This is a genomic window from Nocardia sp. JCM 38205 (assembly GCF_058222935.1).
Genome location: NZ_JBYHFL010000003.1, coordinates 3575 through 28242, shown reverse-complemented (window position 1 = coordinate 28242; position 24668 = coordinate 3575). Strand labels below are relative to the sequence as shown.

Sequence of the window (24668 nt, the reverse complement as noted above, 5' to 3'; positions counted from 1 at the left end):
ACCGGCCCGCGTGCTCATCGCGCCAGCGCCCGTAGCTGCCTGGTCGCGACCGACAGCGCCGCCAGATCCTGTTCGCCCGATTCCGAGATTGCCCCGAGGATACGTTGCGTGCGGTCGAGCCGGGCCGCGCTGCGCTGCTCCCATCCACCGATGACGTCTTCGGCGGGCTCGCCCGGGTCGCCGTCGGCCAGGACGTCCTGGCAGAGTGCGCGGATCGTGGCGTACAACTCGTCGCGCAACGCCACGCGCGCAAGTGCGTTCCATTTCGTGCCGCGTTCCAGCCGGGATACCGCCACCAGTTGCGGCACCACGCCGAGCCGTTGCCCGAGTAGGTAGTAGACCTCGGCCACCGCGGCGGGCGGGCGGCCGGAGATCTCGGCGATCTCGATGATGTCGAGCAGCGCGAACTGATCCAGCAGCAGCGACACGCGCGCGGCCAGATCCTCCGGAACGCCCCGATCGACCAGCGCGGCGGTGCGCTTGCCCAGATCGGCCGCGTCGCTGCCGGACAACCAGCCCGCCACCCCCGGTGTCAGTTCGGCGATGCGATCGCGGAAGCGCCGGATCTCGGCGCCGACGGCCAGCGGTTGCGGGCGCTGGGTGAGCATCCAGCGCGAGGCCCGGTCGAGCAGTCTGCGGCTGAGCACGATCAACTCGTCGGTGAGCTCGGCACTCAACCCGCTGCCACGAATGTCACGCCACAGGGCCGGCAGGTCGAAGACGGCCGCGACCACGGCGAACGCGCGCACCGCGTCGGCATTGCTGGCACCGGATTCCTCCGAGAGCCGATAGGCGTAGGTGATGCCGCCGTTGTCGACGACGGTGTTGGTCAGCACCGTCGCCACGATCTCGCGGCGCAGCGGATGCTCGGCGATCACGTCGGCGTACCGCTCGCGCAGTGGGCGCGGGAAGTAGCGGGCGAGATCGTCGGCGAAGGCCGGGCTGTCGGGCAGATCGCCGGCCAGCAGGTCGGCCTGCAGCCCGAGCTTGACGTGCGCGAGCAGGGTGGCGAGCTCGGGTGAGGTGAGCCCCTGTCCCGCCCGCTGCCGCGCGGCGATCTCCTTCTTGCTCGGCAGCACGTCCAGTTCGCGATCCAGGCCGGTGGTGGCCTCGAGATGGTCGATGAGCCTGCCGTGCACCGCGATCGAGGCCGCTGCCCTGGCCCGGCTGGTGCCCATGAGCTGGTTCTGCGAGGCATTGTCGGCCAGCACCAGCCGCGATACCTCGGAGGCCATCTCACCCAGTAGCGCGTTGCGTTCGCCGGTGGTGAGCCTGCCCGCTCCGACCAGGCCGTCGAGCAGAATCTTGATATTCACCTCGTGGTCGGAGCAGTCGACGCCCGCCGAATTGTCCAGGGCGTCGGTATTGATCCGCCCGCCCGCGCGGGCGTATTCGATGCGGCCGCGCTGGGTGCAGCCGAGATTGCCGCCCTCGCCGACGATCCTGGCACGGACCTCGGCGCCGTCGATGCGGACGGCGTCGTTGTTCTTGTCTCCGACGTCCAGATGGGTCTCGGTGCTCGCCTTGACATAGGTGCCGATGCCGCCGTTCCAGAGCAGATCCACCGGTGCGCGCAGGATCGCGCGCACGAGTTCCGGCGGTGTCATCGCGGTGACATCGTCGGCCAGGCCGAGCGCGGCGCGCGCCTGGGCGCTGATCGGCACGGATTTGCTCGTGCGTTCCCACACCCCGCCACCCGCGCTGATCAGTTCGGGCGCGTAATCGGCCCAGGATGAGCGTGGTTTCGCGAACAGCCGGGAGCGTTCGGCGTAGGACGTCGCCGCGTCGGGATCGGGATCGAGGAAGATGTGGCGGTGGTCGAACGCCGCGACCAGCCGGATATGCCTGGACGCGAGCATGCCGTTGCCGAAGACGTCGCCGCTCATATCGCCGATGCCGACCGCGGTGAAATCCTGCGACCGCGGATCCACGCCCAACTCGCGGAAATGCCGTTTCACACTCTCCCACGCCCCGCGGGCGGTGATGCCGAGCGCCTTGTGGTCGTAGCCGACCGAGCCGCCGGAGGCGAAGGCGTCGCCGAGCCAGTAGCCGTGGTTCGCGGCCACATCGTTGGCGATATCGGAGAAGGTGGCGGTGCCCTTGTCGGCGGCGACCACGAGGTAGGTGTCGTCGCCGTCGCGGCGGCGCACGCCGGGCGGGGCGATCACGGCGCCGGTGGTGAGGTCGAGATTGTCGGTGAGGTCGAGCAGCCCGCCGATGAATGTGCGGTAGCAGCGAATTCCCTCGGACCGCAGCGCCTCCCGGTCAGCGGCGGGATCGCCGGTGGGTGCGGGCGGACGCTTGACCACGAAGCCGCCCTTGGCGCCCGCGGGCACGATGACGGCATTCTTCACCGCTTGCGCCTTGGCCAGCCCGAGCACCTCGGTGCGGAAATCCTCCTTGCGATCCGACCAGCGCAGCCCACCGCGCGCCACCATCCCGAACCGCATGTGCACGCCCTCCACGCGCGGGGAATAGACGTAGATCTCGAAATGCGGCCGCGGCGAAGGGAGTTCGGCAATCCGGCGGGGATCGAGTTTGACGGCCAGGCAGGTGTCGTCGCCGGGTTCGCCGTGGACGTAGTGGTTGGTGCGCAGAGTCGCGTCGATAACGCTGAGGTAGGCGCGCAGAATACGGTCGGCATCCAAGCCGGGGACGGCGGCAATGCCTTCCTCGAGCGTCTCCAGCAGTGATTCGGTATCGGACTCCGGTGCGGCCGGATCGAATCGGGCCTCGAACAGACTCACCAGGCCGCGCGTGATCCCGGGATGCTCACCCAGGACGTTCGCGATATGGGCTCGGCTGTACGGGAATTCGCCTTGGCGCAGATAGTTCGCGTAGGCGCGCAGCACGATGACCTGGCGGTGGTCCAGTCCCGCGCGCGGTACCAGTTCATTGAAACGATCCGCCTCCGCCCGGCCGTGCCAGATGGCGGCGCAGGTGGCGGTGAAACGGCGGGCGAAATCGGCGTCGTCCAGATGCGGTGGTAGCAGGCGTTCGGGATAGCGCAGCGAGAAGCGGTAGATGCGGCAGGCGAGGCCGCCGGTATTCGCGATGACGTACGGCCGCTCGTCGAGCACCTCCACGCCGAGGCTCTGCACGATCGGCAATACCTCGCTCAACGATGCCGGCCGTCCACCGAGGTAGAGGGTGAGCACCCAATCCTCGCTCGATTCCGGGATCCGGTGCAGCGCCAGCTCGACGTCGCCGGGGCCGAGGTATTCCAGGTGGGCGAGGTCGTTCGGGGCGCTACCCGGATCGACGTCCTGCTTATAGCCTTCTGATATAGCCGATACGTAGTGGTCGGCGAGGTGGGGCGCGATCGGAGTGGCCCGCAAGCGCTCATCCCAGCCGCCTCCGGGTCGCTCGTATCGCACATCCGTATTCGAATCTCGCACCGGAGCCGTCGACGTTGCCTTCATGTCACTACCTTCCGAACGGAAGTCTCACCGCTTCCGCTGAGGACGCTTGACAGGTGGTTGTATATACAGGACTATACACCTAACCAGTGATTCGGCACACATTCGTTTTTCTGAGGAGAGAACCCCATGACCGACGCTTCCACCCGGCCGCAGTCCGGCCCGCGTCCCGTCCGCGCCGACCGTGGCAGCGAGCTGAGCACCCTCGGCTGGCAGCAAGAAGGCGCGCTGCGGATGTTGATGAACAACCTCGACCCCGAGGTCGCCGAACGCCCCGACGATCTCGTCGTCTACGGCGGCACCGGCCGCGCCGCCCGCAGCTGGGAGGCCTTCGACGCCATCGTGCGCACGCTGAAGACGCTGAAATCCGATGAAACGCTGCTGGTGCAGTCCGGCAAGCCGGTCGGCGTGTTCCGCACCAACGAGTGGGCGCCGCGCGTGCTGCTGGCCAACTCCAACCTGGTCGGCGACTGGGCCAACTGGGAGGAGTTCCGCAAGCTCGAACAGCTCGGCCTGATCATGTACGGGCAGATGACCGCCGGCTCCTGGATCTACATCGGCAGCCAGGGCATCTTGCAGGGCACCTACGAAACCTTCGGCGCCGTCGCGCGCAAGCGCTTCGGCGGCACGCTCGCGGGCACCATCACCCTCACCGCCGGTATGGGCGGTATGGGCGGTGCGCAGCCGCTGGCCGTCACCATGAACGAGGGCGTCGCGATCTGCGTCGACTGCGACCCGGCCCGCATCGACCGCCGCATCGCCCACGGCTACCTCGACACCAAGGTCGACACCGTGCAGGACGCGCTAGACCTGGCCATCAAGATGCGCGACGAACGCAAGCCGCTGTCCATCGGCCTGGTCGGCAATGCCGCCGAGGTGTTCCCGCAGCTGCTGGAGATGGACGCGCCCATCGACATCGTCACCGACCAGACCTCGGCCCACGACCCGCTGTCCTACCTGCCGATCGGCGTGGCTCTGGAGGACTGGCACAAGCTCGCCGACAAGGATCCGGGCTGGTTCACTACCGAAGCGCAGGCCTCGATGGCCAAGCACGTCGAAGCCATGGTCGGGTTCATGGACAAGGGCGCCGAGGTGTTCGACTACGGCAACTCCATCCGCGACGAAGCCCGCAAGGGCGGGTACGCCCGCGCCTTCGAATTCCCCGGATTCGTCCCCGCCTACATCCGGCCGCTCTTCGAAGAGGGCCTCGGCCCCTTCCGCTGGGCCGCGCTCTCCGGTGACCCCAAGGACATCGCCGCCACCGACAAGGCGATCCTCGAACTGTTCCCGGAGAACGAGCACCTCAAGCGCTGGATCACCATGGCAGGCGAAAAGGTGCACTTCGAAGGCCTGCCCGCGCGAATCTGCTGGCTCGGCTACGGCGAACGGCACCGCGCGGGCCTGAAATTCAACGAAATGGTCGCCTCCGGCGAACTCTCCGCCCCCGTAGCCATCGGCCGCGACCACCTCGACTCCGGCTCGGTGGCTTCCCCCTACCGCGAAACCGAAGCCATGGCAGACGGTTCCGACGCCATCGCCGACTGGCCGCTGCTCAACGCCCTGCTGAACACGGCGTCCGGTGCTTCGTGGGTGTCCATCCACCACGGTGGTGGGGTCGGCATGGGCCGCTCCATCCACGCCGGCCAGGTCTGCATCGCCGACGGCACCGAGCTCGCCGCGCAGAAGCTGGAGCGGGTGCTGACCAATGATCCCGGTATGGGTGTGATCCGGCATGTGGATGCGGGGTACGAGCACGCCGCCGATGTCGCGCGCGAGCGCGGGGTTCGGATTCCTATGCAGGAGAGCTGAACCCAGCCCTTCGAGTGCCGAGACGACCTCGGAGCTGCGTGAGGGGCAGTTCCGGGGTCGTCGTGTGTTCAGGAAAGCGTCGCGTCGATGGCAATTCCACCGTGAATCAGTGACGATCACATCGGGCGCATCCAATGTATTTCGTTTCTTCCATACGTCGCAACAATCTTGCCTCCTATTCGCAATCCAGGGTTGACAGATAGGCGCGTGTCGCGTCGATCACAAAGCCTCTCGATGACTTGAACGAATAACCTGCCAGATACGCGATAAATCTATCCAATCGAAGCGAGAGAATAGCTTCGCCCGAAGTTATTCCCCTGGAATCTCGTTCCAAGCTGCCAGAATATCGAGAACTGTCCGCAGCGAATTTGCCCCAACCAACGCTGGACGTATGGCGCGCCGAAGGTTGACATTAAACATTCCCGCAGTTTGAAATGCATCGGAGGCGGTCACCATTTGATCACGAATCTCTTGCACCCCCTCCAGCCCACTGAAACCGTTGATCAGCACCGATCCCATCGCCCGACCGCCTTGAGACTCCATTTCCGAGAATTCTTGCAGCATCATGCGCAGCTGCGCATCCACTGCGGAGACACTACGTTCCAGCGACCCCGCGGACTCTTTGAATGCGATGCTCGGTCCCTCGATATCTCTTGCTAGGCGCAATAGGATCGCAGTTTGACGCTGCCGGGGGAGATTAAAGAATGCGCTATCCATCGTACCCATCAGCTTCTCGGCAAGGTCTGCGAAATCCTTGCCTACCTCCGGTAGCTGATCTTTGAGTTCATCAATCTTGGACTGCAACTCGAGGAGGTCCGCCCCTACCTCCGCAGACTCTTCCTCACTTCCCTGCAAGGAATGCGTGGCTTGCACATTATCCGTTACGACCGTAAACCCCTCCCGTGCCGCAAGATTAGCCTCCGCACGAGAGAGCGCTTCCTCCAATCCCTGGACCATAGCATGGATCTTCCGGTTCCAGGACGGGGATTCAAAGCCATCCAAGAACTCATTATCTATGCGCACGCACTGGAGTCCCATCGCTACCGCCGCCGGTTCAGGTTCCTCAGCGCGCTCGAGCTGGGCCATGCCAGACAGAATGATCGGCATAATAAGTTCCGTGACCCCTAGTTCGTTCGCATTCTCGTGGAAGGCGAGGAACTCCTCCCGACAGGCCGGACTATCAAAATATCTAGCCGTCAATATCGGAATAAAGAATGTCGCTTGGCGAATACTACTATTGATCTTCTCACGCCAATCTTCTCCCCAGCCGATATTGTCGCGATCTAGGAAAATTTCCAGTTTGCGGCCTGTCGCAGCTTCGAAGCGACCAGATAGATCCGACTTAATGCGATCCACGACACCGAGGAACGCCGTGTTGTCGACCCGTCGGTAACTGATAAAGCACCGGACAGGAGGCTGTTCGTAGGAGTTACTCATGTTTGGGCAGGATACATCGTTCGCCGATTGGATCGCGACTTTCCGGCGATACTCAAATCATACTGACCGGCCCGTTTATTGACATCACCCGACCACGGTACGCCGATTTCCTTTCCTCGTCACCCACCGGCCATACCGAACAATCCACGATAGAGGACGCCGCCTAGGACATCCCACGATCGCAACTGGCGCTGGCGAAGTCGGTTGGTGTGGAATTTGTCGCCCGGCGTTAGTGGCAGAGCCGTCACGTAGGCTACTGCCCGCGGAACACCCATGCTGAACCTAGTCGTGGATCCAACAACTTATACCTTCGACGCCTGGATAGTGGAAGATTCTCTGCGAGCTCCGGGTAGACGAGAACCGGCATATCTCTGCGATTGAGATCGAGCGGGGAGACGAGCGACGTCTACTCAGTAGCGCATTGCGCCCTCGGGGCCAGATGATCTCGACGGGAACGCCTGCATTGCGGGCGAGTTCGACAACAGTTCCGGTGCCACCGCGTTCGCTGACCTGCCGTCCCACACTGCTATCAGCCGATCGGCGCCGAGCAACAGTTGGGCGTTGGCGGCTTCGTAGGCGTCCCGGCCGGCATCATCGAAGTCCATGACGTGGACGGACGCGGCACTGGCCAGCAGGCGGTCGAACAACTCGGCATGGTCAGGCTTCACCCTGCGCTTCCGATAGTTGCGCGAAGGCGACACCACCTCCAGCGGCCCGCCACAATCCAGCACCGCCTGCGCGAACACCGCGTCCGCACCCCGCGCAATACAGCTGACGACGACCAGGTCCTCGAGCCCGTCCAACTCCTGCACGATCCGGTCGTAGACCAGCTTCGCCGTGTCCGGAGTGATTTTCATGTGGCCGGTGACAGCGACGCAGCGTTTCCTACCGCCACGTGCCACTCGCGCGACCTGTTCAAATGCGTTGGTCCCTGAGTCTGGCTTCGGGTGAGATCCACCGATACCGTCGAGGCGTGACCCAGTGGAAGATTCTCGGCGAGCGCCGGGTAGGCGAGAACCGGCATATCCAGCTTTCCACCGTCGATATCGAACTACCGGATGGCGTGCGGTTCACGCAGTACGTGGCGCGAATGGCGCGCTGCGCCATGACTTTGGTGCTCAATGACGACCGTGAGGTACTGCTCATGTACCGGCACCGGTTCATCATCGACCGCTGGGTGTGGGAGCTTCCCGGGGGCTACGTCGACCACACCGAGGACGTCGCGGCAGCTGCGGCACGGGAGGTCGAGGAAGAGACCGGCTGGCGGCCGCGCTCGATGGAGCATCTCGTCACCTATCAACCTGCGATCGGCACCTTGGACCAGCCACAAGAGGTGTACCTGGCACGAGGCGCCGACCTCACCACAACCGAGCCCGACATCAACGAGGCGGAGAAGGTGGCGTGGATCCCTCTGTCCGAAGCAGTCGACATGATCGCCCGGGGCGAGATCGTGGGCGCGGCGACCGTCGTCGGTGTCTACCGGGCGTTGTCACTCAGTTGACCCGCTCGAGCATCACCCTGTCACGGAATGCTGCGACGTCGGGCAACCCGGCGTAGCGAGTCAGCCGCGCCCGCGACTGCGATCGTGCGGGCTCCTCAGTTGCCGATGATCTGTACGCACCAGCAGGCAATTCGCGCGCCTCCTGTATCGAGCCGGTCACCGTCCGGTGCTGACCGCAGCGACGTAATCGGCGTATGGCGTGGCCAGCCGCCAGAGCCGTTCCTTCACCTCACGGCAGCGTGCTACCACCGCTGGGTCGACCGTCAACGCCGTTGCCCCGGCGGCGCGACCCTCCTCGTCCACGAGATTGAATACTGCCCGGGCATCGTCGAACAACCAGAAATCGTCTAGCGGAATGGAATTCGCGTCCACCAAATGGCGGGGCAAGTACCGGATATCCTCGCCGGCTGCAACGTTGAGCGCGGACAAGGCAAGTAACCATCGCTGGTAGTCGGCGTGCGGAACGGTGACAACTCGCACTCTGGTCACCTTCACCCCGCGCGCTGTCGTCTCCCGCACCAGGCGTGCCCACGGCTCGAACCACTCGTTATCGTCGGGTTCGCCGTCGAGAAACCGGCGGAACGGCTCGGATTCCTTCGCAACCGCGTACGAGTCGCGGACCTCCAGGTGGAATGCTTCCCGCCGACATTGCCCGAACAGTTCAGGCCATGGGTTGCCGTTCAGCAGTTGCACCGTAGAACGTCCTCTCCCGTCGTGGTACTTCGATCGCGGTCTCATCCTCGGCCAACGTGAGCTGCTCGAGAATTTCCGGTTCGCTCACCGCCCGACCCGACAGTGTGAGCGTCCCACGGCCGGTATCGGTAAGCGACGAGCTCGGACACGTGCTGTAGGCCGAACCGTGCGATTCCTGCGATCGCAGCCCTCGCGACAGGCAGGCTCTACTGGTCGAGCTCTTCGAGTACGTTCACGATCAGCTGCCGGGCTTCCCGGCCGTAGACAGCAGACCGTTTCAGCTCTTCGAACATGCGGGCGTACAGGCTCACCTCGGCCGGCTGCGTGACCTGCATACTCGCGGATGGGGTTTCGAGCGCGACCAGTTCGTCATCGAAGATCCAGAAACCGGTCGAGCCCACACCGCCACGCTCGCGCATCAGCGGAATGATGCCGAGGGAAACCTGCGGCAGGGACATCACCTCCAAGAGGCGGCCCAATTGACCTGCCTGGACCTCGGCGGTCCCGAACCAAGTGCGCAGGGCTTGCTCCTCCAAGACGATGACAAATCTGCGCCCGCCACGCTGCACGATCTGCTGGCGCTCCATCCGGACAGCCACGGCCTCGTCGATATCGTTCGGTGTGTTCAGGAACCGGACCCAGAATCGCAGCATCGCCCGCGCGTATTCCGGCGTCTGGAACAAGCCGGGAATCACGTTGTGTTCGTATATGCGAAAGACCCGGGTTGCCCGATATCGCTGCGGTGTATGTGCGCCCAGAACCCGCTTCATCCCGGCCCGAGACTCCCGCCGATGCTCGATGTAGGCCGAGTCGACCGCCCTGAGGGTGGCGAGTAGATCCTGTTCGTGGTCGGTGGCGCCGGTGAGGCGGCACCACTCGGAGATATCGCGGGCTGTCGGGAGCTGTCGGCCGTTCTCGATCTTCGAGATCCGTGTGTAGTGCTTGCCGCCGGACAATCCGGCAGACAGCTCACGGATCGTCAGGCCCGACCTGGTACGCAGGTCGCGCAATCGGAGACCGAGTGCGCGCCTGGCATCCTGGGCAGAACTAGACGGGCTGGTAGTCACGATGCGGGATTGCCCACTGCCACACCGCTTCGAACGCGGTGCGGCACAAGTCGATATCCCCAGGCTCGGTCGACGTCACCTTCTCGGTGCTGAGTCCGTCGCCCGAATAGTGCAGGAAGATCACCAGCTCATTGTCGATCAGATAGAAATCGTTGCCGGGAATGGCAACCGAGTCGAGTCGGCGCCTCGGCACCCAACGGATGTCCTCGCCCGCGTCGACCATCGGCTGCGCGATCGAGTGCGACCACCGCTGATACGTGGACAGCGGCTCGGAAACTATCCTGGCCCTCCGGATGCTGCGGCCGGCGGCTGCATGACGGCGAAGGTTCTCGCACCAGTCGCCGAGCCAAACGAGATCGTCGGGTTCACCAGCAGTCCACTTCGCCATGTGTGGCAGCTCGATTTCCGTACCGTACGCATCGCGCGTTTCCAGATGCACCGCACTCTGCGCAAATTCGGTCAGCAGCCGGTCGAATTCGCCGTCACTGATTATTGCCACTCGCAGCCTCGGCTTCGCGGAAAAAGTAGGGGACCAGGCGGTCGGGGATCTCGACGCACGATTCGCCCTCTGGGATATCCATCTGGGCGAGGATGTCGGGATCGGAGACCTTCCAGCCCTGGACGATCCATCCGGTCGAAGTTTTGTACAACGTGGGCGATCCACTGGGGTTCGATCCTGGATCCTTGGCGACGAACTCGAGACTCACGATACTCCCCTGTCTATCGTGTTGCGCGATGTTGCGCTACGGGATCCGTAGTGACTGTGCGGCTATGGCGAGGTCAAGACTCAATCTACGCGCAACATTTCGCAACATGCTTCCGAGCTGTTCGCGGGCTCACTTAGCGTCGAAGCCAGCCCCCGGCGCCGGGTGCGTGCCCCTCATTCCCCGGCGCCGGGTGGTCCCCAAAAACCAACAATCGCAGGGGGTTCAATGGCGGATTACATCGCCGCGTTCGCCGTGGCCGGCTCGATCGCCGTATTACTGCTGGGCCTGATCTACGTACTGCCCTACACCTTCGGTGAGGATGACCCGCCGATCACGGAGCGCGCTCCTCGGATGTCGGCGCGGATGGCGCATGGGGTGATGCAGGCGCATCGCAGGTGCAGTATCGAATCCTGCCCGCATAAGCGGGATGCGTATCGGACTCTTGTTGCGGTGGGGGCGATTACCCCGGATCAGCGGGCCGAGCGGTACATGCGGTGACGGATCCTGACGAAGAGCGGCGGGGGTGGGTGCAGTGGGATGACGGGACCTGGTCGGAGCTGGACGGGTATGGGATGGCGAGTGAGCGGCGGACGCTCGAGGAGATGGTGGAGGCGCTGGGGCGGGCGGAGGATGAGTGACGGGGCACGGCCGGCCACACCGATCGGCGTAGATCAGGTGGCGGTCGCCGGCTTCGCGGGGTCCCGGCACACCGCTGCCCCTGTCGTCAGCGACAGGGGCAGCGGAAACCATCCGTGCGTGAGGCTCAGTCCAGCGGACCGATCACCGACTCCGCTCCGGCGACGAGCGCACCGGAAGCCGCGAGTTCCACCGCCTTCTCGATCTCGGGTGAGAGATGACGGTCGGTGCCGGGGCCTTCGATGTGCTCGCGGAGCACGGCGCGCACGGCGGACGTCGCGGGGGACGGCTCGAGCGGGGCGCGCAGGTCGAGGGCGCGGGCGGCGGTCAATGCCTCGATGGCGAGGACGCGGGTCAGGCCGTCGAGTGCCCGGCGCAGCTTGCGGGCGGCGGACCAACCCATGGACACGTGGTCTTCCTGCATGGCCGAGGACGGGATCGAATCGACGCTGGCGGGAGCCGCCAGGCGCTTGAGCTCGGAAACTATTGCCGCCTGGGTGTATTGGGCGATCATGTGTCCGCTGTCCACGCCCGGATCGTCGGCCAGGAACGGCGGCAGCCCGTGGTTGCGGGCTTTGTCGAGGAAGCGGTCGGTGCGGCGTTCGCTGATGCTGGCCACGTCGGCGACGACGATGGCGAGGAAGTCGAGCACGTAGGCGACGGGCGCGCCGTGGAAGTTGCCGTTGGATTCGACGCGGCCGTCGAGGGTGACGACCGGGTTGTCGACGGCGCTGGCCAGCTCGCAGGCCGCTACCCGCTCGGCGTGGGCGAGGGTGTCGCGGGCGCCGCCGGCCACCTGGGGGGCGCACCGTAGGGAGTAGGCGTCCTGGACGACGGTGCAGTCGGGGTTGGCGTGGCTGGCGACGATGGGCGAATCCTTCAGCAGCCGAGTCATATTCGCCGCCGCGACGGCCTGGCCGGGCTGGGGGCGCAGGGCTTGCAGATCGGCGGCGAAGACCTTGTCGGTGCCGAGCAGTCCCTCCACGCTCATCGACGCCGTCACGTCGGCGAGTTGGAGCAGCTTACGCAGATCATGGCAGGCCAGCACCAGCATGCCGAGCATGCCGTCGGTGCCGTTGATCAGGGCCAGGCCTTCCTTCTCCTCGAGTTCGACCGGCTCGATACCGGCGGCGGCGAGGGCCTGGCCGGCGGGCATCAGCTCGCCGGCGGCATCGCGCACGGTGCCCTCACCGAGCACGGCCAGCGCCACGTGCGCGAGCGGTGCGAGGTCGCCCGAGCAGCCGAGGCTGCCGTACTCGTGCACGACGGGCGTGATGCCTGCCGACAGCAGCGCGGCATAAACCTGCGCGACCTGCGGACGGACCCCGGTGCGGCCGGTGGCCAGCGTGGACAGCCGCAGCAGCATCAGCGCGCGCACCACCTCACGCTCCACCTCGGGCCCCGACCCGGCCGCATGCGAGCGCACCAGGCTGCGCTGCAACTGCTTGCGCAGCTCCAGCGGGATATGCCGGACCGCGAGGGCGCCGAACCCGGTGGACACGCCGTAGACGGGCTTCGGGTCGGCGGCCAGCGCCTCGATCCGCTTGCGGCTTTCCGCCAGCGCGGCCAGCGCATCGTCCGACAGCTGGACCGGGGCGTCGTACCTGGCCACCCGCACGACGTCTTCAGGCGCCACGGGACCGGTCCCGACGATCACCGGATCGGTATTGCCCGCCACTGCTCGCTCCGCGCGCGGCAAGGTCTCCATACTCACGATTGTTCTCCGTTTCGAAATAGGTAGTAGGACGAAACTCCGGGGATCCGGAGGGTGCGGACACGCCATCGGTCACCGCAGCGACGACGGTCCCCCTGGCGCCCGAGTCGAAGCCGACGCGGCATCGGTCACCTGTGCCGTATCGCCGGTAGCACCGACCGCCGCACCATCGGCCGCCCGAGCCGCACCCGCGGGTTCGGCCACACGAGCTGCGACGGGCCCAGTACCTGCCGCGACGGCCACACCGCTCTCCTGAACCTCCGCTGCCGCACCCGCGGGCATCGGCCCCGCCACCGGCGCGGCTCCCGGTTCAGCAGACTCCGGCCGCACCCACCGCCGATAGGCGAGGAACAGCAGCGCCAGCCACACCACGCCGACCACCAGCGCGACCCGGCTGTCGTCGTCGAAGGCGATCACGCCGATTACGAACACCAGGAACCCGATGGTGATCAGCTGCCCGTACGGCCAGAACGGCACCGGGAACTTCAACGCGGCCGCCTCCTGGGCGCTCATCCGGCGACGCGAGCGGTAGTGCGCGAGCAGGATCATCAACCAGACGAAGATGGTCGCGAAGGTGGCGATCGAGGCGATCACCAGGAACACCTTGTCCGGGATGAGGTAGTTGAGCAGCACGCCGACCAGCAGCGTGATCGTCATGATGACCACCGTCATCCAGGGCACGCCGTTGCGGGAGACCTGCTTCATCACCGCGGGCGCCTGGCCGCGCTGGGCCATCCCGTACATCATCCGGCCCGCGCCGAAGATATCGCTGTTGATGGCCGACAGCGCCGCGGTGATCACCACGATATTGAGCACCGTCGCCGCGGGGCCGATGCCGAGGCCGGAGAAGATCTGCACGAACGGGCTGCCCTCGGAACCGATGGTCTGCCACGGGTTGATCGCCATGATGACGGCCAGCGTCAGCACGTAGAACAGCATGATCCGCACCGGGACGGTGTTGATCGCACGCGGGATCGTGCGCTCCGGATTCTCGGCTTCACCGGCGGTGATGCCGATGATCTCGGTGCCACCGAAGGCGAACATCACGATCGCGAAGCAGGCGACGAATCCGCCGAACCCTTCGGGGAAGAATCCGCCGTCGGCCCACAGGTGGCTCACGCCGCTGCTGGTGTCGTGCACGCCGAATCCGAAGATGAGGATGGCGATGCCGCCGGCGATCATCGCAAGGATCGCGACGATCTTGACCAGGCTGAACCAGAACTCGACCTCGCCGAACACCTTCACGTGCAGCAGGTTGATCGCGCCGATGAAGAAGATGATCGCCAGCACCCAGATCCAGCGCGGGACATCGGGGAACCAGAAGCCCATGTACACGCCGAACGCGGTGACGTCGGCGAGGCAGACGATGATCATCTCGAAGGTGTAGGTCCAGCCGGTCATGAACCCGGCCAGCGGTCCGAGGTGTTTGCTGGCGTACTCGCCGAACGACCCCGAGACCGGGTTGCTCACCGCCATCTCCCCCAGCGCCCGCAGCACGATGTAGATCGCGGCGCCGCCGATCAGGTACGCCAGCAGCACCGAGGGCCCGGCGCGTTTGATGGCCTCGGCCGACCCGTAGAACAGGCCGGTCCCGATCGCCGATCCGAGCGCGATGAATCGGATGTGGCGGGCGGTGAGGCCGCGCGTCAGCGCTTCGGCGGTTGTCTTCACACCAAACTCCCGGGTTCGAAATGGGGCAGCAGTCGAGCAATGCGGTTCGAGCATCGATGTGCGTGGGGTCACATCGGCCCTACATGTATAAGCCTGTCTATACAGGAATGTCAACGTCCCCCGGCTCGCCACTCTCGCGGCTCGATTCGCTCTGGACAAATTCTGCGATCCAGGTCATAGTCGATTCATGCCGCCTAGTGGCATTCGACTTTCATCAGATGAAATTTCTAGCCCGTCGAGGAGACCCTCGTGACCGTTGACCTACTCGATCGTTCGCTCGATTCGACCGACCTACGCCGCACCGTGCGCGCCTTCGCGAATGCCGAGATCCTGCCGGGCGCCGCCGCCCGCGACGAGTCCAGGCAATTCCCTGCCGAACTGATCCGCCGACTCGCCGAACAGGACCTCATGGGCATTTCGGTGCCCGAGGAGCTGGGCGGGCTCGGCCTCTCGACGCGCGCCCAGCTCGTCGCCATCGAAGAGGTGGCCCGCGCCGACGCCGCGCTCGCCTCGATCTACACCGCCCACTACCTCGGTCTCGAGCCGATCCTGGTCGGCGGAACCCTCGAACAGCAGCGACGCTGGCTGCCCGCGCTCGCCTCGGGTCAGCAGCTGGCCGGATTCGCCCTCACCGAACCCGATGCGGGCTCGGACATCGCCTCCATGCGCACGGTGGCGCGCCGCGATGACGACGGCTGGCACCTCAACGGGGCCAAGACCTTCATCTCCAATGCCCGCGAGGCCGACCTGCTCGTGCTCTTCGCCAAGACCGACCCGAATGCCGGATTCCGCGGCATCACCGCGTTCGCGGTACCGAAGGGCACGCCCGGCATCTCGTTCTCGGAGCCGCAGGACAAGCTGGGCATCCGCTCGGCGCCCACCTACACCGTGTACCTCGACGACGTCGTCCTGCCGCACGATGCGGTGATCGGCACCGAGGGCCGCGGCGGCAATATCGCGCTCACCGCGCTCAACCGCGCCCGCATCGACGTCGCCGCGATGGCCGATGGAATCGCCCTGCGCGCATGGGAACTCGGCCGCGAGTACGCCGCCGAACGCAAGCAGTTCGGCCATCCGATCGCCGAATTCCAGGCCATCCAACTACTTCTCGGCGCTTGCGATGCCGAGCTGGTGGCGGCCAGGGTGACCGCGGATTGGGCCGCCGATGCGAAGGACGCCGGTCAGGACCTGCGCCGGGCCGCCTCGATCGCGAAGTACACCGCGACCGAAGCCTGCTTCCGGATCGTCGACCGGGTGGTGCAGATCCACGGCGGCGCGGGCTTCATGCGCGAATCCGAAATCGAGCGGCTCTACCGCGACTGCCGCATCCTGCGCATCTTCGAGGGCACCTCGCAGATCCAGCTGCTGACCATCGCGGGCAACGCGCCCTCGACCCGAACCCTCGACTACTGAGAGGCCAACATGAACGCACTACCCCCGCTCGACGGCGTCCGCGTCATCGATCTGTCCCGGGTGCTGGCCGGGCCGTACTGCACCGCACTGCTCGCCGACGCCGGCGCCGACGTGGTGAAGGTGGAGGCCCGCACCGGGGAGGACGCCCGCCACCTCGGCCCGTTCCGCGACGGCGAGAGCATCTACTTCACGCTGCTCAACCGCGGCAAACGCTCGATCGCACTCGACCTGAAGTCCCCGGAAGGTCGCGATGCGGTGCTGCGGCTGATCGAGGACGCCGACGTGGTGGTCGAGAACTTCCGTCCCGGTGTCGCCACCCGCCTCGGCATCGACTACGCGGCGGCTCGTGCGCGCAATCCGCGCATCGTCTACGCCTCCATCTCCGGCTTCGGCCAGCACGGCCCGATGTCCGGGGCCGCCGCCTACGACCTGGTCGTACAGGCCCTGTCCGGCATCATGAGCATCACCGGTTCGCCCGAATCCGGCCCGACCCGGCTCGGCGAATCCTTCGGCGACCTGATCGCGGGCCTGTTCGCGGCGTGGGGCATCAGCACCGCACTGCTCGCCGCCAGGGCCACCGGCGCCGGCCAGCACCTCGACATCGCGATGTTCGACAGCATGCTCGCCATGCTCCCGACGGCACACAGCCAACTCCAGGCCACCGGAACCGCTCCGGAGCGAGTGGGCAACCGGCATCCCATCTCGACTCCATTCGACACCTACCGGGCCGATGACGGCCTGTTCGTCCTCGCCGTCGCCAGCCAGTCCGGTTTCGAGAAGCTGGCCAGAACGATGCAACGCGAAGACCTGATCGCCGATCCTCGCTTCGCCGACGACACCGCGCGCACCCGCAACGAGCCCGCGCTGCGCAAGGAGATCGAGAACTGGGCCGCCGGACGCACCGTCGCCGAGATCGTGGACATCCTCGGCACCGCCGGACTGGCGAGCTCGCCGGTGTGGGACGTAGCGGAAGCGCTCGGTTCCGAGCTGGCACGCAGCCGCGGTGTGGTCGAGTCCTTCGAGCATCCGGCGGCGGGCACCGTAAGCTACGTGCGGCAACCCGTCGTCTTCGGCGGCAGCGCACGGCCGCCGGTACGGCGAAGCCCGCTGCTGAACGAGCATCACGACGAAGTGCTCGCAGAGCTGCGGCGATAGCCCGGCACCCGGCGCATGGAGGAAACGCGAATGGCTCCCGGCGAGGTCACCCGCAGCGTGAGCCGGACCTTCGAGTTGCTCGGCGCCATCATCGAGCACGGCGGCCTGAGCCTCGCCGACGCCGCCAAGGCCACCGACCTGGCCACCAGTACCGCGCTGCGGCTGATCCGCAGCCTGGAGCAGACCGAGTTCGTGCTGCGCGGCGAGGACAACGTCTACCGGGTGGGCCCGCGCCTGTTGCAGATCGGGGCGCGCGCCATCGCCGACAACCAGTTGGTGTTGCGGGCCCGGCCGGCGATGATCGAGATCGCCGAGACCACCAGGGAATCGACCTACCTGTCCGCGCCGGGACCGCACGGCACCGCGCTCTACATCGCGCAGATCGAGGGCACCTACGCCATCCGGCATATGGGCTGGGTCGGGCAGACGGTGCCGCTGATCGGCACCGCGGTGGGCGCGGCCTTGCGTGGTGAGGTCGGCGCCGAGGGCTACGCCATCGCCCATGACACCCTCGAGGAACATTCGACCGGCGTCGCAGCGCCGATCCACGACGCCACCGGACGGATCGCCGGGGCGCTGAGCATCATCGGCCCCACCTTCCGCCTCGACGATCAGACCTGCGCCGAACACGGCCGGGTACTGGTCGACCACTGCGCTCGGCTCTCGGCCGAGCTCGGTCGCAGCACCACCTCGCACTGATCCATCGCCGATCACACACCACGTCGGATTCCAGCCTCTTGACAGCCTGTCTATACAGGCATATACATATCCGGTGTGGCGTGATCCAACACACAGCATCGAACCGTTGTGAAGGGCGCCGCAAGCCGAGTCGCCCCGCAGTGATTTCGCCGCAGAAAGTCAGGCACCGCCATGAAGAACGACGGCACCCAAGAGGACCTGCTCACCCTCGAACGTCGCACCATCGACGTCGTCCCCGACAACGAGCGCCACGGCACCCCGCGCAGTCAGTTCACGCTCTGGTTCGGGGCGAATATGCAGATCACCGCCATAGTCGACGGCGCGTTGGCCGTCGTCTTCGGCGCCGACGCCATCTGGGCCATCATCGGTCTGCTCATCGGCAACGTCTTCGGCGGGGCGGTGATGGCACTGCATTCGGCGCAGGGCCCGCGCATGGGGCTACCGCAGATGATCTCCAGTCGCGCCCAGTTCGGCGTCAAGGGTGCGGTGGTGCCTCTGGTGCTGGTGATCCTGATGTACCTGGGCTTCGCCGCGACCGGCACCGTGCTCGCCGGGCAAGCCGTGAACAAGGTGCTCGGCATCGACAACCCGACGATCGGCATCCTGATCTTCGGCGGGCTCACCGCGTTCGTCGCGATCACCGGATATCGGCTGATCCACATGGTCGGGCGGGTCGCCACCGTCATCGGCATCATCGGGTTCAGCTACCTGGCGGTCCGGTTGTTCACCGAATACAACGTCGGCGATTACCTCGGCATCGTCGGATTCGATGCGGTGACCTTCCTGCTCGCCATCTCCCTCGGCGCGGGCTGGCAGCTCACCTTCGGCCCCTACGTCGCCGACTACTCCCGCTACCTGCCGCGCAGCACCAGCGAACGCACCACGTTCTGGTCCACCTTCCTGGGCAGCGTCATCGGTTCGCAGTGGTCGATGACCTTCGGCGCGCTGGTCGCGGCCGTCGCCGGGGACGCCTTCCTCGGCAATCAGGTCGGCTTCATGGGTGAGCTGGCCGGCCCGGCCGCCATCGCGTTCCTGATCTACCTGGTGATCGTGGTCGGCAAGCTGACGGTCAATGTGCTCAACGCCTACGGCGGGTTCATGTCGATCCTCACCACCGTCACCGCGTTCAACGGCCGCTCGCACATCTCCACTACCGCCCGCACCCTCTACATCCTCGGATTCGTCGGGGTGTCGATGCTGATCGCGATCGCCGCGAGCGCGGACTTCCTGGAGAACTTCAAGAATTTCGTGCTCGTGCTGCTGATGGTGTTCACCCCGTGGAGCGCGATCAACCTGATCGACTACTACCTGATCTCCAAGGAACGCATCGATCTGCCCGCGCTCTACGACCCCAAGGGCCGCTACGGGTCATGGAATGTGCCTGCGCTGATCTGCTACGCGCTGGGTGTCGTCGCCCAGATCCCGTTCCTGGCGCAGAAGATGTACACCGGGCCCGTCACCGAGATGCTCGGCGGCGCCGATATCTCGTGGATCGTCGGCATCGTGTTCACCGGCGCCATCTACTACCCGGTCGCCAAACGCACCAACAACCCGCCCGCGCAGATGATCTACCCCTCGCACACCGCGATGGTCGACACCCGGATCTAGGAGTCATCCATGGCAACAACGGCACTGACCGGCATCGGACTGCTCGTCACCAACGATCCCGCGCTCGGCGACGGACCGCTGGGCCTGCGGCGCGACGCCGCGATCGTCTTCGACGACGGCGTGGTGGCGTGGGTCGGTGATTCCGCCGCCGCACCCGCCGCCGATACCGGGCATGAGCTGGACGGGCGCGCGGTCCTGCCCGGTTTCGTCGAATCGCATTCCCACCTGGTGTTCGCCGGTGACCGGGCCGAGGAGTTCGCGGCCAGGATGTCGGGCCAGAAGTACGCGGCAGGCGGCATCCGCACCACCATCGAGGCCACCCGCGCGGCCACCGACGAGCAGCTCGGCGCGAATGTGCGGCGGTTGATGGACGAATCGCTGCGTGCCGGAAGCACCACCGTGGAATGCAAATCCGGGTACGGGCAGTCGGTGGCCGATGAGCTGCGCAGCGTGCAGGTCGCCGGCCGCTACACCGACGAGGTGACGTTGCTGGCCGCGCATGTGGCGCCGCCGGAGTATGCCGGGCGGATCGACGAATACGTCGCGATGGCCGTCGCGGAGATGATCCCGAAGTGCGCGCCGCACGCGAAATGGATCGACGTGTTCTGTGAGCACGGCGCCTTCGACCGCGATCAAGCGCATGCCGTGCTGAGCACGGGTATCGCGCACGGTCTGATCCCGCGCGTACACGGCAACCAGCTGCGCCAGGGGCCGGGAGTGCAACTCGCGGTGGAGTTGGGCGCGGCCTCGGTCGACCACGTGACGCATGTGAACGCCGCCGATATCGACGCCCTCGCGCACAGCGACACCGTGGCCACCCTGCTTCCCGGCGCCGACTTCTGCACGCGCAGTAGCTATCCCGACGCGCGGGCGTTGCTCGACGCCGGAGTGACGGTCGCGCTCGGGGCCGACTGCAATCCGGGCACGAGCTACACCACCAGCCTCCCGTTCTGCATCGCGATCGCGGTCCGCGATATGCATATGACGCCCGACGAGGCGGTCTGGGCGGCAACCGCCGGGGGCGCCCGCGCGCTGCGCCGCACCGACGTCGGCACGCTCACCCCCGGCACCCGCGCCGACGCGATCGCCCTCGACGCGCCCACCCATCTGCACCTGGCCTATCGGCCCGGTGTGCCGCTGATCAGCCACGTGTGGCGCAACGGCACGCTCGCCTACTCGAACTGAGGAGATTCGATGCTACCCCGCTGGACCGGACGCACCGACGGCACCACGCCCGAGCATCTGCGCTGGCATCAGGTCGTCGAACCGTATGGCGCCGGGGTCGAGCCCGACGCGTGCGTCTTCGTCGGATTCGCCAGCGACGAGGGCGTGCGACGGAACAAGGGCCGCGTTGGCGCGGCGGCGGGGCCGGATGCGTTGCGCCAGGCGCTGTCCCCGATGGCCTTGGCGTCCCCGCACCGGGCCTACGACGCGGGAACGGTGACGGTGTCGGACGCACGACTGGAGGAGGGGCAGCGCGCGCTCGGCGCCGAAGTGAGCACACTGCTCGACGCCGGCCACTTCCCCGTCGTGCTCGGTGGCGGCCACGAGATCGCCTACGGTACCTACCTCGGCGTCGCGGGTTCCGCGCTCGGCCGAGCCGCCGGGCGGATCGGAATCCTCAATCTCGACGCCCATTTCGATCTGCGGGCCGACTCCGTCCCCAGCTCCGGCACCCCGTTCCGGCAGATCCTCGAGGCCGACGCCGGCGTGCGCTACGCCGTCCTCGGCATCAGCCAGCCGAGCAATACCGCCGCGCTGTTCGACACCGCGGCGAAGTACGACGTGCGCTATCTGCTCGACGACGATTGCGATCAGGAGTCCGCGCTCGGTTTCGTCGACGCCTTCATGGCCGACATCGACCTGCTCTACTTGACCATCGACCTCGACGTTCTACCCGCGGCGGTCGCACCGGGTGTCAGCGCCCCGGCGGCCTTCGGCATTCCGCTCGCGACGATTCAGGCCGTCTGCGATCGCGTCACCGCCAGCGGGAAGCTGGCCGTCGTGGATGTGGCGGAGCTGAATCCCGGTCTGGATATCGACAACCGGACCGCGCGGACAGCGGCGCGCTTGATCCACCGGATCGCCACCCGGCACGTGCCCTATCGCGCGAACCCGAGCTGAACGGGCTACCGGTGTGACGGCTCCCCGGGCGGGGGGCGACCGGTGTGAGGGCTCCTCGTGCGAGCGGACGACCGGTGTGAGGGCTCCTCGTGCGAGCGGACGACCGGTGTGAGGGCTCCTCGTGCGAGCGGACGACCGGTGTGAGGGCTCCCCGTGCGAGCGGATGACCGGGTGAGTGCTCGCCCGGACGGGGCGGGCAAGCCGCCGGGCGCCCCGACCGCCCCGTCCGCCGGCTGTGGCACCGATCGCATACCGGTGGCTTGTCGGCCGCTCCCATGCCGGGGCAGTCGAGCCAGGCGGCTCCCCGATCACCGCCCGTTAATCTCGAACGCGTGACCAGCGAATCTCACGAGGCAGCCCTGGAGCTGCTCGACACCGTCACCGAATCGACCCGGCGTCTGCTCGCCACCATCGACTCCCTGGACGACGCCGCCCTGAGGGAGCCGTCGCTGCTGCCCGGGTGGACCCGCGGCCACGTGCTCGCCCATCTGTGCCGCAACGCCGACAGCCTGGTCAACCTGTTCCTCTGGGCCCGCACCGGAATCGAAACCCCGCAGTACGCAAGCACTTTCCTGCGTGATCACGATATCGAGGAAGGCGCGCCGCGACCGCTCGCCGAGCAGCGCACCGATTTCGTGGAGTCGGCCGCGCGATTCGAAGGCATGGCCCGGATCCTCACGCCCGAACAGTGGCAGGCCGAGGTCCGCACCCGCCAGGGCCGCCCCATTCCGGCCACCGAGGTGGTGTGGATGCGCTGGCAGGAGGTCGAGGTCCATCACGTGGACCTGGCATCCGGCTACACCCATGCCGAGTGGCCAGCCGAGTTCGTCGACCGGCTGCTGCCCGAGGCGGCGACCGCTCTGAGCGCATCGGCCACTGAGCCGTTCGAGATCGTCACGCCCGGATACAGCGCCACGATCGGCGCGGGGACCCCCACGGCAACGGTCACCGCGCCCGCCGCCGACGTCCTCGTCTGGCTGCTGGGCCGCACCACGCCCGATTCGCTCACTGAGCCGCTCCCCCCTGTGCCCGACTGGAAGTAGAACGGGCGGTACCCGGCCGCGCCAAGTGTGCGCAGCCGGGTACCACTTCGCGGGTCGGTCGTCAGGCGGCCTTGCCGGACCAGCCGTGATGGGTGAGGCGGCTGTGCGGGGCGACGGTCGCGACGGGGACGCCGGTGCAGTTGTCGGAGGCGAAGAGCAGGAAGGGACGGTCGCTGCGGTTGTCGACCTCGATCTCCCGCGGGAACCCGCTGGCCCAGCACTGGTCGAGGTTGCTCAGCTCCATCGTGCCGTCGATGAGCACCACTTGCCTGCCATCACCGCCGCCGCCGAACGAACCGGTCGGGAAGGCCGAGGCGGCCGGCGCCACCACAGCCGCCGCAGCGACGGTGAGAGCGCCCATGCACGAAAGCAATCCAAGTTTCACGACGGCGAGCCTACGGGTCGGGCACCGGTGTTCCCCACCGTTGGCGAGCCGCGCAGGCCCGCTCGAGGGGTCAGGGGCGACGCCGATCCCTGCACATTTGCCGATCCCCGCACATTGCCGAGTGCGGCGCCGGGCGGGCGCCGATCGGGCGCGAAAATGGTACGAAAGTATCCCCCCGAGACCAAGGAAGGCCCCTCCCGAGCTGGGGAGGGGCCTTCTGAAGTGCGCCCGAAGGGATTCGAACCCCTAACCTTCTGATCGATTCGCGCGTACGCCACTGTCTGCATCAGTCCGCGATAGGTGTTGCATTGCAATCGCTTTCGGAACCTTCGAGGGAAGACTGTGCGCCTGAATACGGGTCAGTATGCCCACGTTTGTGCGCCCAAAGTAATACCTCATCGCATCTCGGCCCCGGTTTGGCCTTGGTGGTTGGTGGGCTGCGCATGTCGGGGGCTGGCTTCACCGCCTGCCCCGTAGGGCCTGCCTTTCGCGCGTAGAGGCTCCGGGGTCAAGGGTGGGCTTGCCCATCACGCAGTGACGCGCAGCGCCCTTGACGCTGGAGGGGCGCGGGAACACAATGCAGGCCACCAACCACCAGGGCCACGCGGCCGAAGGACGCGCCGTAGTTCGGCAACCCGCCTCGGACAGGGTGAGAGGGGGCCGAAGCCCCCTTTCGGGTTAGTCGTCGTCGCGGGCGGTGAGGGCTTCGAGGTAGGCGGCGTGGCAGGCGGGGCAGGCGTGGTCGTGTTCGTCGCCGGGCACGTAGTACGGGAGGGTGGTGGTGGCGGGGTTGGTGCAGCCGGGGGTGGTGCAGGCGGTGGGGTGGATGGTGGCGTTCATGGTGAGGGTTCCTCTCTGTCCGGGTCGGTGGAATCTGGGCTCCGCCCGGACCAGGCCGGACCCGCCCTCGCAATGGCTCGGCGGCCGGGGGCCGCGCGGCACCCTTGCCCTCTTGAAGGTCACCGCCGGGTTCGGCTGGGGCTGTGCCGCGTGGCCCCCGGCCGTCGACACCGCTTGGCCGTTGCGAGGGTGGGGCCGGTCTGGTACGCCATCGGCAGATTCCTCCGGCCCGGACAGAGAGGAACACGGTGAACGCCACCAGCCGCCCTGTCGGGTACCGGCCTCGGCTGCACCAACCCCGCCTGGTGACCAACGAACTATGTGCCCGGCGACGAACACGACCACGCCTGCACCGCAACGCAACCCGAAGCGAGTCCCCACGGCACCCCACCGCGGCTTCCTCGGCAAGTCCCCGTCTCGGACCGGACCACAGCCAGGCCCCACGAACGAGGCCGGCCGATCCGTGGGCGAGCTGCGGGAGAGCAAGCCCGGTAGGGCACACGACGTGCCCAGCACTGCCCGGTCGAATGAGAGTGCGGCAGAGCTGGCAGTCTCCGTGCTACCACGTCGCCAAAGTGGATCCGTGATCGCCGGACAGGACCCGATGCACCTGGGCCAGCGCGTCGCGCCGCCGACGTGCCGACGCGCCGGGACTGCGAGGTACGAGCAAGACCCGCTGCGCGTCGTAGCGCGGCGGAGGCGCGAAGCGCCGCCGCAGGCGCTCTTGATTCTGTATGGAGGAACTCG

Annotated in this window: 21 protein-coding genes and 1 pseudogene; 11 read left to right on the top strand and 11 right to left on the bottom strand. The window is 66.7% G+C overall.

The window, feature by feature from the left end; all coding sequences use genetic code 11:
• Window positions 1-14: 14 nt before the first annotated feature.
• A complete protein-coding gene (locus AC4HOU_RS11810; protein ID WP_490724492.1) occupies window positions 15-3377 on the bottom strand; it encodes an NAD-glutamate dehydrogenase domain-containing protein in 3363 nt (1120 codons plus the stop codon).
• A 171-nt stretch (window positions 3378-3548) separates the two neighbouring features.
• On the opposite strand from AC4HOU_RS11810, the gene hutU reads away from it, so the two are divergent.
• Entirely contained in the window at window positions 3549-5228 is a 1680-nt protein-coding gene (gene hutU / locus AC4HOU_RS11805) for a urocanate hydratase (RefSeq protein WP_490724491.1), read from the top strand.
• A gap of 309 nt (window positions 5229-5537) precedes the next feature.
• Here hutU and AC4HOU_RS11800 read toward each other — a convergent pair whose 3' ends face one another.
• Both AC4HOU_RS11800 and AC4HOU_RS11795 read right to left on the bottom strand, forming a co-directional pair.
• Window positions 5538-6665, bottom strand: a complete 1128-nt coding sequence (locus AC4HOU_RS11800) for a toll/interleukin-1 receptor domain-containing protein (RefSeq protein ID WP_280212534.1) — start codon at window positions 6663-6665, stop codon at window positions 5538-5540.
• A gap of 410 nt (window positions 6666-7075) precedes the next feature.
• Window positions 7076-7567 carry a hypothetical protein gene (locus tag AC4HOU_RS11795; RefSeq protein WP_490724490.1) on the bottom strand — a complete coding sequence of 164 codons (492 nt, stop codon included), beginning with the start codon at window positions 7565-7567 and terminating at the stop codon, window positions 7076-7078.
• A 71-nt stretch (window positions 7568-7638) separates the two neighbouring features.
• Here AC4HOU_RS11795 and AC4HOU_RS11790 point away from each other — a divergent pair, with 71 nt between their 5' ends.
• The gene (locus AC4HOU_RS11790) at window positions 7639-8166 is read left to right on the top strand and encodes an NUDIX domain-containing protein (protein ID WP_490724489.1); all 528 of its coding nucleotides are present in this window, start codon (window positions 7639-7641) and stop codon (window positions 8164-8166) included.
• A 156-nt stretch (window positions 8167-8322) separates the two neighbouring features.
• On the opposite strand, the gene AC4HOU_RS11785 is transcribed toward AC4HOU_RS11790, so the two are convergent.
• The 4 genes from AC4HOU_RS11785 to AC4HOU_RS11770 all read right to left on the bottom strand — a co-directional run bounded on the left by AC4HOU_RS11785 (window position 8323) and on the right by AC4HOU_RS11770 (window position 10633).
• On the bottom strand, window positions 8323-8859 hold the full coding sequence (locus AC4HOU_RS11785) for a DUF6879 family protein (protein ID WP_490724488.1): 537 nt from the start codon (window positions 8857-8859) through the stop codon (window positions 8323-8325).
• Window positions 8860-9065: 206 nt separating this feature from the next.
• The gene (locus tag AC4HOU_RS11780) at window positions 9066-9926 is read right to left on the bottom strand and encodes a helix-turn-helix domain-containing protein (RefSeq protein WP_490724487.1); all 861 of its coding nucleotides are present in this window, start codon (window positions 9924-9926) and stop codon (window positions 9066-9068) included.
• Complete coding sequence (locus tag AC4HOU_RS11775; protein WP_195020431.1) at window positions 9907-10425, bottom strand: DUF6879 family protein; 519 nt, start codon at window positions 10423-10425, stop codon at window positions 9907-9909. The genes AC4HOU_RS11780 and AC4HOU_RS11775 overlap by 20 nt, the downstream gene beginning before the upstream one ends.
• Window positions 10409-10633 (bottom strand): hypothetical protein, encoded by a 225-nt coding sequence (locus tag AC4HOU_RS11770; RefSeq protein WP_490724486.1) that lies wholly within the window; start codon window positions 10631-10633, stop codon window positions 10409-10411. Before AC4HOU_RS11770 ends, AC4HOU_RS11775 begins: the two co-directional genes overlap by 17 nt.
• A 225-nt stretch (window positions 10634-10858) precedes the next feature.
• Here AC4HOU_RS11770 and AC4HOU_RS11765 point away from each other — a divergent pair, with 225 nt between their 5' ends.
• Both AC4HOU_RS11765 and AC4HOU_RS11760 read left to right on the top strand, forming a co-directional pair.
• The gene (locus tag AC4HOU_RS11765) at window positions 10859-11131 is read left to right on the top strand and encodes a hypothetical protein (protein ID WP_490724485.1); all 273 of its coding nucleotides are present in this window, start codon (window positions 10859-10861) and stop codon (window positions 11129-11131) included.
• Complete coding sequence (locus AC4HOU_RS11760; protein WP_194991316.1) at window positions 11128-11271, top strand: hypothetical protein; 144 nt, start codon at window positions 11128-11130, stop codon at window positions 11269-11271. The genes AC4HOU_RS11765 and AC4HOU_RS11760 overlap by 4 nt, the downstream gene beginning before the upstream one ends.
• 125 nt (window positions 11272-11396) lie before the next feature.
• Here AC4HOU_RS11760 and hutH read toward each other — a convergent pair whose 3' ends face one another.
• The gene (gene hutH, locus AC4HOU_RS11755; protein WP_195020906.1) at window positions 11397-12977 is read right to left on the bottom strand and encodes a histidine ammonia-lyase; all 1581 of its coding nucleotides are present in this window, start codon (window positions 12975-12977) and stop codon (window positions 11397-11399) included.
• A 327-nt stretch (window positions 12978-13304) separates the two neighbouring features.
• Window positions 13305-14654, bottom strand: a pseudogene (locus AC4HOU_RS11750) (amino acid permease); the annotation flags it as partial.
• A 249-nt stretch (window positions 14655-14903) separates the two neighbouring features.
• Between AC4HOU_RS11750 and AC4HOU_RS11745 the strand changes: the two are divergent.
• From AC4HOU_RS11745 to AC4HOU_RS11715, 7 genes are all read left to right on the top strand, one after another.
• Window positions 14904-16067 carry an acyl-CoA dehydrogenase family protein gene (locus AC4HOU_RS11745; protein WP_490724484.1) on the top strand — a complete coding sequence of 388 codons (1164 nt, stop codon included), beginning with the start codon at window positions 14904-14906 and terminating at the stop codon, window positions 16065-16067.
• A gap of 9 nt (window positions 16068-16076) precedes the next feature.
• Window positions 16077-17222 carry a CaiB/BaiF CoA transferase family protein gene (locus tag AC4HOU_RS11740; protein WP_490724483.1) on the top strand — a complete coding sequence of 382 codons (1146 nt, stop codon included), beginning with the start codon at window positions 16077-16079 and terminating at the stop codon, window positions 17220-17222.
• A gap of 30 nt (window positions 17223-17252) precedes the next feature.
• On the top strand, window positions 17253-17921 hold the full coding sequence (locus AC4HOU_RS11735; RefSeq protein WP_163813516.1) for an IclR family transcriptional regulator: 669 nt from the start codon (window positions 17253-17255) through the stop codon (window positions 17919-17921).
• A 171-nt stretch (window positions 17922-18092) separates the two neighbouring features.
• Window positions 18093-19529 (top strand): purine-cytosine permease family protein, encoded by a 1437-nt coding sequence (locus AC4HOU_RS11730; protein ID WP_163813517.1) that lies wholly within the window; start codon window positions 18093-18095, stop codon window positions 19527-19529.
• Window positions 19530-19538: 9 nt separating this feature from the next.
• Entirely contained in the window at window positions 19539-20714 is a 1176-nt protein-coding gene (hutI, locus tag AC4HOU_RS11725) for an imidazolonepropionase (protein WP_490724482.1), read from the top strand.
• 9 nt (window positions 20715-20723) lie between these two features.
• A complete protein-coding gene (gene hutG / locus AC4HOU_RS11720; RefSeq protein WP_490724481.1) occupies window positions 20724-21653 on the top strand; it encodes a formimidoylglutamase in 930 nt (309 codons plus the stop codon).
• A gap of 332 nt (window positions 21654-21985) precedes the next feature.
• Complete coding sequence (locus tag AC4HOU_RS11715; RefSeq protein ID WP_490724480.1) at window positions 21986-22696, top strand: maleylpyruvate isomerase family mycothiol-dependent enzyme; 711 nt, start codon at window positions 21986-21988, stop codon at window positions 22694-22696.
• 61 nt (window positions 22697-22757) lie between these two features.
• Here AC4HOU_RS11715 and AC4HOU_RS11710 read toward each other — a convergent pair whose 3' ends face one another.
• Window positions 22758-23081: a hypothetical protein gene (locus AC4HOU_RS11710; RefSeq protein ID WP_163813521.1), complete on the bottom strand. Its 324-nt coding sequence runs from the start codon at window positions 23079-23081 to the stop codon at window positions 22758-22760.
• Window positions 23082-23759: 678 nt separating this feature from the next.
• Window positions 23760-23921, bottom strand: a complete 162-nt coding sequence (locus AC4HOU_RS11705) for a hypothetical protein (protein WP_194989007.1) — start codon at window positions 23919-23921, stop codon at window positions 23760-23762.
• Window positions 23922-24668: the final 747 nt, after the last annotated feature.